We start from the raw sequence: 13,761 nt of genomic DNA on the forward strand, positions 1-13,761 counted from the left end.
CATTTTGACTGTTTAAAGCGGGGGCAGTTCTACAAACGGAAAGAAATGCTGAAACTTCTGATAAATTTCAGGATGTTTCTTTAAGGCTTTTAATGCTTTTTCTTTTGAAACGGGCGGATCATAGACATCTATCCCCCTTAAGAAGGCAATACCCGTCAAGGCATTTTTTTTCGATTTCGGCAGGCTGTAACTCGAAACAAAACCTACAATATTGTCAATGTCGCCAATTCCCCCATCGAAATCTGCCAAGTCAAAAATATAAAAAGGGATGTCCTCGATGGGCATATCTCGTATTACTTGTTCAATCCATAACTTGAATTCATTTAAATCAATAGATTGAGAGAATAAGCATTTAATTGCAAATTCTAAATCATTACTATCCTCTTTTATGATTTTCCACATAGTTACTTTCCTTTACTCATCGCTCTCCAACCGATATGTCCGGTATCATGATGCAAGTTTTCACGGATTAATTGCATTCTCCCTGTATCTTGATGATGATGCCAAGTGTAACCGGGGATTTTGTCTTTGCCTTTTTCAATTGCCTTTAGTTGCTTTGTTGTAAAAGCAGAACTACGTACTTTTCCTCGTTTAATGGCTTCCGCCAAATCCTTGGTTGCCAGCCTCATTTGCCCTGTCGAACCCTTAGACCTGAATTCTTGAATATCGAGTTTCGTATCATATTTCACATACTTCTCAAAATTCGGAAATCCTTTGCTGTCAAACGGCACGTTGGTCTTCGGGTGGCGTTGGTCTGCCAGTTTGACATTTTTGCCGTTTGACGGCGGTACTGTCGAGGATTTGACATTTTGTTTGCCGTAACGCCGTTCCAATTCCGTTCTGACGGTGCGGGAGTGGTACGGTAAGTCATAACCATAGCGTGCCTGACTGGCAACAGCAAAATCCTCGCTAACCTTTGCCTTCCCTAGTTTCGCAGCCCTCCCCGGTTTTGCCGCCCTCCCCGGTTTCGCCGCCTTCACCAATCCTTTGACTTTGGCAAACGGCAGGATGTTGACCAGGGCTTCGACGGTTTCGGCGGCATTGGGGTTTTCTCGAATCTAGCGGTCAACGGCTTCGTGCATGGAATTTTCCGTATCAGCGAGATAACTCAATTTCCCGATAACTGTAAATTTATAGTCCGCCGGTACGGAGAAAGGTTGTCTGGAAGCCAAACTTGGTTTCAGACGACCTTTTGATTGTTGGGTTTTTCAACCCATCTTACGTTTGATACCTAAGATCTTTGTATCCATTCTTCTTTTCTAATTCCAAATTCAAATTCAGCCTGTTTAAATGCCGAATCCAATGTGTCATGATAAGTATCCGTTTGTTCCTGACCGGTCTCATCCAAATAAAACAAATAAAATCCTTGGTCATCTTCATATTGAACAATACTTAAAGCAACAGGTTTGGGAAGTATCCCTATTGGCGTGCGATGAATCGTTCTAATAGGAAAATCTTTATTTTTATCTAAGATAACTTTGAATAATTCTTTTACACTCATAATTTTTTAATCCCGAATAATTGTTACTGCACTATTTTCTATTACACGTCCATTGGGTTTGTCATATGATTCAAAATGACCATGATGTGTAGATGAATTTGTTTCATGATGACCATATCGTACCTGTCGCATTCCGTCTTGCGATACATATCGACCATTTGGATATGACTTATAGTTTTCCCCTAGCCATTTCTCAGCTGCATTTAAAAAATTAGATTCAGATACAGTTCCTGCATGGTATTCGGGAGCTCTTTTGGGAGGACAGGAATTATGAACCCAAACCCCTTCCGTCTCCGCCTTATCGCCTTTGACAAAGTAAGTATGCCAGTCGGCAACGGTCAGATTGTAGGCTTTGAGCGGCTGCTGTTTGAGGGTAATGTTTTGAACTGTCTGTTTTGCACCGCTTTCGGAAAGCAGGGTGTCGCCTTTTTTCAGACGACCTGCCTGTATCCACTTTCCTTGACTGTAAAACGGATGGATGCGGTTGGAAATCAGGGTTTGGCTGTTGCCGATGCCGTCTGAAACTTTAATGTAAACGGTTTCCCGATACGGATTACCGTATCGGGCGGTAACGGGTTTGTATCCCGTTTCTCCGCTTGCCTCGTCCTTGGAGAGGACGCTCTCGCCGGCCCGGATACGGGCGATGGCTTTGTAGCCGTCTGCCGTTTTGACCAAGGTGCTGCCGTGGAAGGAGCAGGTGTAGGATTTTTGAAGAACTTAGTTTTCAATATCCTGTTTCAAATGAAGGAAAGGTCGTCTGTAAATTAAACACAGTTTCAGACGACTTTTTGATTGCCGGGTTTTTAAACCGACCTAATATTTATTAATCTGATGTACTTTCAATTCCAAATTCCTTATTAATAAAAGAGATTTCTTGGGATTCTTTTTCCGTAAGCTGGATATTGAAATCTTCTATATAATCACATAGCGTTTCAAAAGCTAGCAAACGTTCTGAAAAAGTAATGTACTCTAGTGTGGCATCAATTAGATTAGCGTCAATTCTATCTTCAAGAGATTTTCCTAAATTTTTTATTCGTTCGTCTAATGTTTCCATCTTTTAAATACTCATTATTTCATAAGGTTATATTTGAGATTAGTAAGCGTGTAGGTTGGGTCGAGACCCAACATTCTATGTTAATTGAAGGAAAGGTCGTTTGAAAAACTAAACACGGTTTCAGACGACCTTTGATTGTTGGTTTTTTTAACCTAACCTACGCTTGCTAATCAAAATTCCATTTTTCCGATATAGTATTTCTCCAAGCGTAACCACCAAGAGGTAAATTACTTAAGAGATTGACTGAGGAATCAATAGTGACAATTTCTTTTAAACTAACTATCACAGCATCTCCTTCATGAATTTCATTGCCATCTAAGAATTGCCACATTCCATCATCAGCATCATGCCATACTTCTAAGATTCCGTTTTTTTTAGACAAAATTCTTCTGGTGGTAATAACAGCAGTATTTTGAGGATCTTCAAATTTCCATTGCATATTGATACCTATTTATTTGATTTCTTAATATTTTCTCTTCTGGATAAAACCTGTGCATTTTTATAACTATTTGAACCTCCTTTACTTTTTGCTTGCACATGGTCAATCTGCCATTCATTTGATGGGGGGGGTGATACCTTTTTGGCTCTTTTTAGGACGAACCAAAACTTCTCCAGATTGGTCAGACTTCACTACCCCTCCGTTTCTATTCATGTTTTCTTGGATGATTGCTTTCTTTTGAGCTGGTGTAAATTTTTTTCCTTCGCCAACAGATTTATTATCCGATAAATTTCCATACGGACACGCATTATGAACCCAAACTCCTTCCGTTTCCGCCTAATTACCCTTGACGAAGTAAGTATGCCAATCGGCAACGGTCAGATTGTAGGCTTTGAGCGGTTTTGGTTTGACAACGATGTTGCGGACGGTTTGGGTTCTGCCGCTTTCGGATAACAGCCTGATTCCCGCTTTCAAATCTTCCGCCTTAATCCATTTGCCGTCCGAATAAAACGGGTGGATGCGGTTGGAAATCAGGGTTTGGCTGTTGCCGATGCCGTCTGAAACTTCAATGTAAACGGTTTCCCGATACGGATTGCCGTATCGGGCGGTAACAGGTTTGTATCCAGTTTTTCCACTGGTTTCATCTTTGGCAAAGACGTACTCTCCAGTTTGGATATGTGCGATGGCTTTGTAGCCGTCTGCCGTTTTGACCAAAGTGCTGCCGTGGAAGGAGCAGGTGTAGGATTTTTGAAGAACTTAGTTCTCAATATCCTGTTTCATTCATCAAAATGCCGTCTGAAAAGCAAATATCGTTTCAGACGACCGTTGATTTATGCTTGTTACGAAAAGTCTTTCAAATGGCGGTTGATTGCCTCTTCAATAGTCGGATACCAATCCATAAATGAAGACTGTAATTCCTCTAAAACCAACTCATTGAATAAATTATCTAAATTTCTCCAATCCATTTTTTCATTTGGATAGAGAAAATTTGCCATAACGACAGTATGTTTATTTTGGGAGTAATCTGATAGGGCGCAAATCATCAGATATTGCCCCGAATGCTCCAGATAAAAAATTCTTTTTTCTAAGGGAAATCGATTATTTCGGTGTCCATTTTCCATTTTTTACTCTCTTTGACGTATTGGCTTTCGAGTTCTTAAATTGAGTTACCTGTCTTCCATCAGGAGTTAGAATAATCACTTTATCTCCTTTTACATAAACATGATTTCCTGTGTCGGCATCTAAATATTGCTTTCCTTCTCGAACGACACGATTGGAATCTCCCACACTTCGATGGGAATCATTTTTAGCTTCTTCTTTTCTTTGTTGGGCATGATTGGTTGGTTTTGGTTTGCTCGGGCAATCATTATGAACCCAAACTCCTTCCGTTTCCGCCTTATCGCCTTTGACAAAGTAAGTATGCCAGTCGGCAACGGTCAGATTGTAGGCTTTGAGCGGCTGCTGTTTGAGGATAATGTTTTGAACTGTCTGTTTTGCACCGCTTTCGGAAAGCAGGGTGTCGCCTTTTTTCAGACGACCTGCCTGTATCCACTTTCCTTGACTGTAAAACGGATGGATGAGGTTGGAAATCAGGGTTTGGCTGTTGCCGATGCCGTCTGAAACTTTAATGTAAACGGTTTCCCGATACGGATTGCCGTATCGGGCGGTAACGGGTTTGTATCCCGTTTTCCCGCTTGCCTCGTCCTTGGAAAGGACGCGGTCTCCGGCTTGAATATGGGCAATGGCTTTGTAGCCGTCTGCCGTTCTGACCAAGGTGCTGCCGTGGAAGGAGCAGGTGTAGGATTTTGAGAAATCCCCGCTAACCGCAGCCTTCCCCGGTTTTGCCGCCTTTGCCAACTTCGCGGCTTTGGCGGCGGCGGCAACGTTGAAGACGGCTTCGATGGTTTCGGCGGCATTGGGGTTTTCCTGTATCCACCGGTCAACGGCTTCGCGCGTATTCTTTTCAAAGCCCGCCACGCTGCCCAAGCCGCCGATGACGGCGAATTTGCCCTCGGCGGGCAAGGGGGCGATGTTGCGCATCGCGGCTTTGTCTATGGCATAGCGCGTTCCGTACAGTATGTCGCCTATGCCCAAGGCTTCGCCCGCGCTGATAAAGGGGTTGAGCGCTCCGGCGGCAATACCGTTGACAAACTCCATGCTGTTGCCCCAGCGGTCGAGCTTGGCATTGTGCTCGAACATTTTTTTGTTGGCTTCATCGGCGCGGTCGGAGAAATTGCTGCCGAGATTGTTGTAGTTGTCGGACAGGCGTTGCCGGATGCTGCGGGTGTCGGTCGGATTGAGTTTGATACTGCGGGCTGTGCCGTTGACGTGATAGGTGTATTCGTCCCTTGCGCCCGTGGGGTCGGGATAGTCGCTGCCTTTGGGCCCGTCGTAGGCATCGGCAGGATGGTGTTCGTGTCCTTCCCAGTTGAGCCGGTATACGGTAAAGCCGTCGTCAACGTTGCCTTGTTCTTCGCTTGCGCTGTCGGCGGCGTGGTTGTCGAAGGGGGCGTGTTCTTCGTATCCGTGTCCTGAAAAGCGGACGGTGTAACCAAGATTGCCTTGGATTGCCGCCTGTTGGATGAGCAGGTTGCCCATCCGGTGGGTATAGTCTTGGATGATATTGATTTTGCCGGTGCGGTCGGAGACGCTGCCGCGCGGGTCGCCGAAGAGGTGGTATTTGCCTCCGGGTTCGTAGTGCTGCCGTTGGGCGTTATCGGTAATGAACGGGTCTTGCGCCAATTCTGCGGCGAGGGCGGGCTGTATGGTTGTTGTTGCTGCGAGAATGCAGACGACAAGAAACTTGGCTAGCCGGCGTAATGGATGCACGGTTTATCCTCCTTTGCGGCGTGTGTAACGGAATATTTGTTTTGTTTTGAACGGGTTTGAGTGTAAAGAGATTTTAAGGATTTGTAAACAAAAAAGAGGCAAAAATGCCGTCTGAAAAGCGGAACGGGCTTTCAGACGGCATCGTTTTTTCTATTGGACGGCCTCAATCCAAAATCTTGCCGACGATTTCGCCCACGTCTTTCGACAATCCTTCCTGCGCCCGAATGCGCTGCAATGCTTGTTTCACCAAGTTTTTGCGGTGCGGCTCGAGCTTGTTGCAGAGGTTGAACGCCTGCACTAAGCGGGCGGCGACCTGCGGGTTGAAGCGGTCGATTTCGATGACTTTGTCGGCGATGAAGCGGTAGCCGCTGCCGTCTTCTGCGTGGAAATGCGGGACGTTGCGGCTGAAGCTGCCGATGAGCGAACGGGCTTTGTTGGGGTTTTCGAGGCTGAATTTCGGATGCTGCAAGGAGGTTTGAACCTGTTGCAGGGTGTCGCTGCGGCGGCTTGAGCCGACAAGGGCGAAATATTTGTCCATCACCAGCGCGTCGTCTGAAAACTTGTCGGCAAACTGCGCCAGCAGGCGGTTGCGCGTATCGCTTTCGTTGCCGTTGACGGCGGACAGGATGCCCCATTCGTGGGTCATGTTTTGCGCCATTTCGCCGTATTTCTCGGCAACGGTTTCGATGTGCGCGGGGTCGGCGCGCAGGACAAAGGCGCGGCAGACGTTGCGCAGCGTGCGCCAGCCGGCGGCTTCGGGGCTGTATTCGCAGCATTGGTTTTCCTGCTTCGCCGCCTGACGGTTCAATTCGTGCCATTTCGGCAGGAAGCGGACGGCAAGTGTATCCAACAAGGCTTCGCGCGCCTGATGGTAGCGCAGCGGGTCGATGTTTTCCGCGCCGTCCCACAGCTCGGCTTCGGACGGCACGCCCAAAAGCAGGGCTTTGAAGGCGTTGTCCAAGAGGCCGTCTGAAATGACTTTTTCGACGGCGGCAAGCAGTTTTTCGTGTTTCGGCAACCCGATGCCGTCTGAAAGCGCGGCAAGGTTGGCGGCGACGGCGCGGCGGTAGAGCGTTTGGGCGGCTTCCCAGCGCGTGAAGGCGTCGCTGTCATGGGCGAGCAGGAGCAGCAGGTCGTCGTCGCTGTATGGATAGTTCAGGTGCACCGGCGCGCTGAACCCTCGCAGCAGCGAGGGAACGACGGCTTCGGTTACGCCTTCGAGCGTGAAGGTCTGTTCGGCTTCGGTCAGCAGCAATACGGCTTCGGTTGCGCGTTTGCCCTGATAATCGAATGCCGCCGCTTCGCCGTTGCGGTTCAGCAGCCCGATTTTGACGGGAATCATCATCGGTTGCTTGTCCGCCATATCGGGCGTAGGCGGCACGGTTTGTTTGATGGTTAACTCGAACACATTGTTTTTCAGACGGCCTTCGGCTTCCAAAACGGGCGTGCCCGCCTGGCTGTACCACAAGGCGAACTGGTCGAGATTGATGCCGTTCGCGTCCGCCATCGCCGCGCGGAAATCATCGCAGGTCACGGCCTGTCCGTCGTGGCGTTGGAAATAGAGCTTCATACCTTTTTGGAAGCCCTCTTCGCCGAGCAAGGTGTGATACATCCGCACCACTTCCGCGCCTTTTTCATAAACGGTCATGGTGTAAAAATTGTTCATCTCCTCATAGCGGGCGGGGCGCACCGGATGTGCGGTCGGACCTGCGTCTTCGGGGAACTGGTGCTGGCGCAGCAGGCGGATGTTTTCGATACGGCGCACGGCGCGGCCGGCGCGGTCGCCGGAAAACTCTTGGTCGCGGAACACGGTCAACCCTTCCTTCAGCGAAAGCTGGAACCAGTCGCGGCAGGTTACGCGGTTGCCCGTCCAGTTGTGGAAATATTCGTGTCCGACCACGGATTCGATGCCTTCGAAATCGGTATCGGTGGCGGTGCGGCTGTCGGCGAGGACGAACTTGGTGTTAAAGATGTTCAAACCCTTGTTTTCCATCGCACCCATATTGAAATCGCCCACGGCGACGACCATGAAAATATCCAAGTCGTATTCCAAACCGAAGCGCGTTTCGTCCCATTTCATCGCGTTTTTCAGCGATTCCACGGCAAAGCCGACCTTGGGCTTGTCCGCTTCGGCGGTGTAAAACTCGATTTTGACGTTTCTGCCGCCCATTGTGGTGAAACAGTCTTCCGTGACCGCCAAATCGCCCGCGACCAAAGCAAACAGATAACTCGGTTTGGCAAACGGGTCTTCCCATTTCACCCAATGGCGGCCGTCTGAAAACCCGCCGCCGTCGATTTTGTTGCCGTTGGAGAGCAAAACGGGATAGCGTTTTTTGTCTGCGACGATGGTGGTTGTGAACTTGGACATCACATCTGGACGGTCGATGTAGAACGTAATTTTGCGGAAGCCCTCCGGCTCGCACTGGGTAAACAGATTGCCGCCGGAAGCATACAGCCCCATCAGCGATTTGTTTTCCGCCGGCAGGATTTCGGTTTCCACTTCGACGGTGAAGCGTTCGGACGGCACGTCTGCAATCGTCAGCGTTTCGCCTTCCAACACATAATCCGCCGCCGCCCCGTTGATTTTGACGGACAAGAGTTTCGCCGAACCGTCCAACACCAGCGGTTCCCCCACCCTCTGCGGCTCGACCGTCAAACGCGACTTCACAATGGTTTGCGGTTCGTTAATATCAAAATGTAAATCGGTTTTGAGAATATGGTAGGCGGGCGTTTGATAGTCTTTGAGATAATGCACGGTTTTGCTCATTTTTTTCTTTCAATGTTATTTTGTTTGACTGGAAAAGGCTTCAGACGGCACGGGAGCATCCCGCGTATGCCGTCTGAAGCCGCAGCGGCGGCACGGGCGCGCCGCCGGACAACCGGTTTGAATTTCAATCTTTATTCCCACGCGCGGACAAACTCTTCCCAATGCGGCTTTTCCCCGGCTTGTGCGGACAGGTAATTCCGCATCCGTTTGATTTCCATTTCGTATTCGTCCGCATCCAGCCTGCCGCTGACGAGGCAGAAACGCAGGTACATCAGATAAGTGTTTGCCGCGTCGGTTTCGCAATAATTGCGGATTTCCTTCAGCCTGCCCGTATGGAATGCCTCCCACACCTTGCTGCCGTCCATACCCAGCTTGCCCGGAAAACCGCACAGTTTCGCCATATCGTCCAGCGGCACGTTTGCCCTCGGCTGGTAAAGCGCGAGCAAATCCATCAAATCGCAGTGGCGTTGGTGATAGCGGCTGATGTAGTTGTTCCACTTGAAATCGCGGCTGTCGCCAAATTCCCCTTCGCCCATATCCCAATAACGCGCGGCATTGATGCCGTATATCAGGGAGCGGTAATGCAGTACGGGCAGGTCGAACCCGCCGCCGTTCCAACTGACCAGTTGCGGCGTATGTTTTTCCACCAACTCGAAAAATTTGGCGATAACCACTTCTTCGCCGTCGTCCGCCTCGCCGATTGTGCCGATATGGATTTTGTCCTGCCCCCAGCGCATACAGCACGAAACCGCCACAACCTGATGGAGATGATGCTGCATAAAATCCCCGCCCGTCTGGGCTCGGCGTTTTTGCTGGGCAAACAGCACCACTTCATCGTCGGGCAAATCGGACGGGAGATGATATAAAGTCCGTATCCCTTGCACGTCGGGCACGGTTTCAATATCGAAGGCCAAAATCGTATTCATCGCTGCACCTTGTATTCAAAAAGGACGGATGGCTATTGTGTCATTAAAAGGCAGGTAAAAAAAGAGGCAACCCCCCACAGGATTGCCCCAATACCTCAAATCAGAGATTTACGCTTCACAAACAATACAGGCTTTCGCCTGCGGCTTTACCTGCGCAGCTCAACCCTGCGCCGGCAAACTTTCGTCCCGCCGTTTCCGGCAAGACACCGGACAGCCCGAAGACCGGCCGGAACATCCTTTCAGACGGCATTGTTTCGCTGCGTCTGTAATTCCGTGTAGCGGAATGTACGCCTTTTTTCGCACCTTGCCAAGCATTTTTCAAAATAGGGGAATCAAAACGCCTGATTTATATTATTGCTTAAAATGATAAACAAACAGAATTAAATTTTATATTTTTGTATGATTTGATATTAATTTAAATATTATGTGGATTTTTAGCATAAAATATCTGAATACCTTTTTAATGAAAAAGGCTTATATGAGATGCTTGTTTGCAACATTATGTTTTTAAACAAATTTAATTTTGATTGAATTTTAATATATTAACCGGATTTTCCGCATCCTCCCCTTTGTCCGCAGAATAAGCCTCTTTTTATTGGCGTATCGTTAATCATTTATTTCAAAAAAGTTATTTATTATCATAATATCAGGAAGCGAATCGTTAAAAAAAACTCCCTCAAATTCTATCAAATTAGTATTTATCCAGCACATAAACGAACCAAAGCATTCTTTCCCCAAGTGTAAATATTTAAAATTAAACTCAAAATAAGTTTTTTTGCTTAAAAAATTTAATGGTTTTTCTATAGTGAAAAAAAAGCCCTTACTCGTTTTAGTTCGGGATACTATTTTAAATAAGTTTTTATTCCCAATAAAATAAGAATATTCATTGACTAAGTTGTTGTGATGAAAAAGTAATTTTATTAAAATGTCTTTATAATCTTCCAGGTTCATTTCTAGCTCGATTTAAAATGATTTCATTAAAGCATTATTTACTACATTTTGTATGACCGGGTACGCATCAGTCTTTAAACCGGATTTTGTTTTTGTCAATTTAAAAAAGCATTGTTTTTGCAAACGGCTGAAGCGTTAACGCCGCCCGGAACATCCTGTTTGCAAAACCAGAATTTCAAATTTCCAAAAACAATCGGCGGATTCGCTCTGAAACGCCTGATTTATTTTGTTACTTCGTGTAATCCGTAAAAATCGGGGCTGCCTTCCGGACGGGTTTTAAAACGCTTGTGCAGCCAAAAATACTGCTCGGGATGTTCGCGCACGCGTTCCTCGATAAAACGGTTCATGCGCTGCGCGTCGGCTTTCGCATCTTCACCCGGAAAGGATTTCCAAGCCGGGTAGAATTGCAGTGTAACCGTATTGTCCGCCTCCCTGACGGGGATGGCGGGAATCACTTTGGCATTTGCAAGCGCGGCAATGCGGCTCAAGCCGGTAATCGTTGCCGTCCGAATACCGAAGAAATCGACAAAAACCGAATCGTTGCGTCCGAAATCCTGATCGGGCAGATACAGAAACGGCGCGCTGCTTTTGCGGAACTGTTTGACGAGGGCGCGCAGCCCTTCGGTGCGCCCGATAAGGAAAACGTTGTGATAGCGGTTGCGGCCTTTCAAAATCTGTTCGTCCAATATCTTGTTTTTTTGGTGGGAATACATACTGATCAGCGGAACATCCTGATTAAGCGCGTACACCGCCATCTCGAACGCGGTAAAGTGCGGATACAGGATGATGACTTTTTCCCCTGCCGCCAGCGCGTCGTCCAAATAATGTTTGTTGTGGTAGCGCACCAGCGATTTCAGGCGTTTAGCAGGCGCATACCAATATAAGCCGTATTCAAGCATCAGTTTCGCCATATGTTTGAAATGCTGCTTCAATACGGTTTCGCGCTTTTTTCCGTCCCACTCGGGAAAGCATTTTGCCAAATTGATTTCGCCGATACGGCGGCGGGGTTTGACCAAAAGGTAGGCAAGCAAACCCGTCAGGTCGGCAAGTTTGTGCAGCAGCGCAAACGGCAGAAACTGCAAAACATACAGTACAAAAAATATAAATTTCATCTCGATACACATTTTCTTTTCAGACGGCAAAATACAAATGCCGTCTGAAACTATTGGAACCTGCCGCGCTTGACCTGCATCCCCGAAGGATTGAGTTTGGCGGCAAGCCCGTGGTTGCGTAAGGCGTGGGTCAGCGCGACGGCAAGACCGTCCGCCGCATCCGCCTGCGGCGTTCCCGATAAGCCGAGCATCTGCACCACCATATGCTGCACCTGTTCTTTCGCCGCCTTGCCCTTGCCGACTACCGCCTGTTTGACCTGCAAGGCCGTGTATTCCGAAACGGGCAGCTTATGGCTGACCAATGCCGCCAATGCCGCGCCCCTAGCCTGCCCCAGCATCAGCGTCGATGCCGGATTGACGTTGACGAACACCTGTTCCACCGCCGCCTGTTGCGGCTTGTAAACGGCAACGACTTCGCCGATATGCCGCACAATCACGGCAATCCTGTCTGCCAGAGGCGCATCGGCAGGCGTTTTGATGCAGCCGGAGGCGACGTAAAAATGATCGCGCCCCCTGACATCGATGACACCGAAACCCGTTACGCGGCTGCCCGGGTCGATGCCCAAGATACGGACGGTTGCAGCCATATTCACAACAAACCGTGTTGAATCAGCTTCTTACGCAGGGTATTGCGGTTCAGCCCCAGCATCACGGAGGCTTTGGACTGGTTGCCGCCGCATTGCCCCATCACGCACACCAGCAGCGGTTTTTCCACCTGATGCAAGACCATATCGTACACGCCGCAAGGTTCGGTACCGTTCAGGTCTTTGAAATATTGTTCCAAATTTTGTCTGATACATTGGGAAATATCGGGAAGGGTATGGGGCATAATCGCGCTTTCAAAAGGATAATCGGGTGTTCAGACGGCATTTTGGCGGTAGGCGCACGCCCAACCGTCGGTTTTTCCGGCAACTCTTTCAAGATAACCGGCAAGTGTGTCGTATTGCGCCGCCGCACTGTCCAATCGGTTGATGTCGCGGCGCGTCTGCTCGCCGTCGGGCATTTCGCCGATGTACCAACCTATGTGTTTGCGTGCGATGCGTACGCCTGCACTATCGCCGTAAAACGCGTGTATGGCGCGGATGTGGTTCAAAATAGCGGCGGCGCATTCTGCCAAACTCAAGGCAGGCGGCAAAACACCGTGTTCGGCATAATGTTTCAAATCGCGGAAGAACCACGGCCTGCCTTGCGCACCGCGCCCTATCATAATGCCGTCTGCGGCGGTTTGTTTGAGGACGGTTTGGGCTTTTTGCGGCGAAGTAATGTCGCCGTTGACCCAGACCGGGATGTTCAGACGGCATTTGGTTTCGGCGATGAGTTCGTAACGCGCTTCGCCTTTGTACATTTGCGTGCGCGTGCGTCCGTGGACGGCAAGGGCGGCGATGCCGCAATCTTCGGCGATTTTGGCGATAACGGGCAGGTTTTTGTGGTCGTCGTGCCAGCCCAAACGGGTTTTGAGGGTAACGGGTACGCCCGCCGCTTTGACCACCGCCTCCAAAATGGCGGCAACCAGCGGCTCGTTCTGCATCAGCGCGCTGCCGGCTTGGACGTTGCACACTTTCTTGGCGGGACAGCCCATATTGATGTCGATAAGCTGCGCCCCGAGGCTGACGTTGTAACGCGCGGCATCAGCCATCTGCTGCGGATCGCTGCCGGCAATCTGCACGGCAACGATGCCGCCTTCATCGGCAAAATCGCTGCGGTGCAGGGTCTTTTTGGTATTTCTGAGCGTCGGGTCGCTGGCCAGCATTTCGCACACCGCCCAACCTGCGCCGAAATCGCGGCAGAGGCGGCGGAAGGGTTTGTCGGTAATGCCCGCCATCGGCGCAAGTGCGATGGGGTTGTCGATAAAATAGCCGCCGATGTGCATAATGGGCCCGCGTTCCAAAAAAGTGCGACATTGTACATTTTTTAAGCAAAATTTCCAATCTCCGCCTGCATCCGCGATTGGGGCGGGCATCGTTTTATGGCATAATCCGCACACAGATTCCCTGCCCCGCCACTCACAGGAGGGCAGTTTATAGTGGATTAACAAAAACCAGTACGGCGTTGCCTCGCCTTAGCTCAAAGAGAACGATTCTCTAAGGTGCTGAAGCACCAAGTGAATCGGTTCCGTACTATTTGTACTGTCTGCGGCTTCGTCGCCTTGTCCTGATTTTTGTTAATCCACTATACTTTCCCC

Annotated in this window: 17 protein-coding genes and 1 pseudogene; all 18 read right to left on the reverse strand. The window is 49.0% G+C overall.

Features of this window, described 5'->3' with window-relative positions; genetic code table 11:
• Window positions 1–12 precede the first annotated feature (12 nt).
• Complete coding sequence (locus tag FGL10_RS06225; protein WP_003707020.1) at window positions 13–402, reverse strand: hypothetical protein; 390 nt, start codon at window positions 400–402, stop codon at window positions 13–15.
• 2 nt (window positions 403–404) lie between these two features.
• Complete coding sequence (locus FGL10_RS12780; protein WP_373962254.1) at window positions 405–665, reverse strand: HNH endonuclease; 261 nt, start codon at window positions 663–665, stop codon at window positions 405–407.
• Between the two features lie 566 nt (window positions 666–1,231).
• Entirely contained in the window at window positions 1,232–1,501 is a 270-nt protein-coding gene (locus FGL10_RS06235) for a hypothetical protein (RefSeq protein ID WP_003707025.1), read from the reverse strand.
• A gap of 6 nt (window positions 1,502–1,507) precedes the next feature.
• Window positions 1,508–2,176 (reverse strand): HINT domain-containing protein, encoded by a 669-nt coding sequence (locus FGL10_RS06240; RefSeq protein WP_003707027.1) that lies wholly within the window; start codon window positions 2,174–2,176, stop codon window positions 1,508–1,510.
• 148 nt (window positions 2,177–2,324) lie between these two features.
• Window positions 2,325–2,555, reverse strand: a complete 231-nt coding sequence (locus FGL10_RS06245) for a MafI family immunity protein (RefSeq protein WP_002259831.1) — start codon at window positions 2,553–2,555, stop codon at window positions 2,325–2,327.
• A gap of 166 nt (window positions 2,556–2,721) precedes the next feature.
• Window positions 2,722–2,994 carry a hypothetical protein gene (locus FGL10_RS06250; RefSeq protein WP_002231818.1) on the reverse strand — a complete coding sequence of 91 codons (273 nt, stop codon included), beginning with the start codon at window positions 2,992–2,994 and terminating at the stop codon, window positions 2,722–2,724.
• An 8-nt stretch (window positions 2,995–3,002) separates the two neighbouring features.
• Complete coding sequence (locus FGL10_RS12585; RefSeq protein WP_220270192.1) at window positions 3,003–3,092, reverse strand: hypothetical protein; 90 nt, start codon at window positions 3,090–3,092, stop codon at window positions 3,003–3,005.
• A 241-nt stretch (window positions 3,093–3,333) separates the two neighbouring features.
• Window positions 3,334–3,741 (reverse strand): annotated as a pseudogene (locus tag FGL10_RS12590) (HINT domain-containing protein); the annotation flags it as partial.
• 92 nt (window positions 3,742–3,833) lie between these two features.
• Window positions 3,834–4,115 carry a hypothetical protein gene (locus FGL10_RS06260; protein ID WP_036469051.1) on the reverse strand — a complete coding sequence of 94 codons (282 nt, stop codon included), beginning with the start codon at window positions 4,113–4,115 and terminating at the stop codon, window positions 3,834–3,836.
• Window positions 4,093–5,823, reverse strand: a complete 1,731-nt coding sequence (gene mafB, locus FGL10_RS06265) for a polymorphic toxin MafB class 1 (protein WP_036475153.1) — start codon at window positions 5,821–5,823, stop codon at window positions 4,093–4,095. Before mafB ends, FGL10_RS06260 begins: the two co-directional genes overlap by 23 nt.
• Before the next feature lie 163 nt (window positions 5,824–5,986).
• Window positions 5,987–8,590 (reverse strand): aminopeptidase N, encoded by a 2,604-nt coding sequence (gene pepN, locus FGL10_RS06270; RefSeq protein WP_003711280.1) that lies wholly within the window; start codon window positions 8,588–8,590, stop codon window positions 5,987–5,989.
• Window positions 8,591–8,721: 131 nt separating this feature from the next.
• Complete coding sequence (locus FGL10_RS06275) at window positions 8,722–9,516, reverse strand: 3'-5' exonuclease (protein ID WP_002240578.1); 795 nt, start codon at window positions 9,514–9,516, stop codon at window positions 8,722–8,724.
• Window positions 9,517–9,631: 115 nt separating this feature from the next.
• Entirely contained in the window at window positions 9,632–9,766 is a 135-nt protein-coding gene (locus FGL10_RS12785; RefSeq protein WP_024496860.1) for a hypothetical protein, read from the reverse strand.
• Between the two features lie 356 nt (window positions 9,767–10,122).
• A complete protein-coding gene (locus FGL10_RS06285; protein WP_002240579.1) occupies window positions 10,123–10,467 on the reverse strand; it encodes a hypothetical protein in 345 nt (114 codons plus the stop codon).
• 221 nt (window positions 10,468–10,688) lie between these two features.
• Entirely contained in the window at window positions 10,689–11,579 is an 891-nt protein-coding gene (locus FGL10_RS06290) for a lipid A biosynthesis lauroyl acyltransferase (RefSeq protein ID WP_171007443.1), read from the reverse strand.
• 50 nt (window positions 11,580–11,629) lie between these two features.
• The gene (gene ruvC / locus FGL10_RS06295; protein WP_003711289.1) at window positions 11,630–12,166 is read right to left on the reverse strand and encodes a crossover junction endodeoxyribonuclease RuvC; all 537 of its coding nucleotides are present in this window, start codon (window positions 12,164–12,166) and stop codon (window positions 11,630–11,632) included.
• Window positions 12,167–12,168: 2 nt separating this feature from the next.
• Entirely contained in the window at window positions 12,169–12,408 is a 240-nt protein-coding gene (locus FGL10_RS06300; protein WP_003711291.1) for a Fis family transcriptional regulator, read from the reverse strand.
• Between the two features lie 30 nt (window positions 12,409–12,438).
• A complete protein-coding gene (gene dusB, locus FGL10_RS06305) occupies window positions 12,439–13,449 on the reverse strand; it encodes a tRNA dihydrouridine synthase DusB (protein ID WP_036470602.1) in 1,011 nt (336 codons plus the stop codon).
• Between the last annotated feature and the right edge of the window lie 312 nt (window positions 13,450–13,761).

Source organism: Neisseria lactamica (genome assembly GCF_901482445.1).
Taxonomy (GTDB): Bacteria; Pseudomonadota; Gammaproteobacteria; order Burkholderiales; family Neisseriaceae; genus Neisseria; species Neisseria lactamica.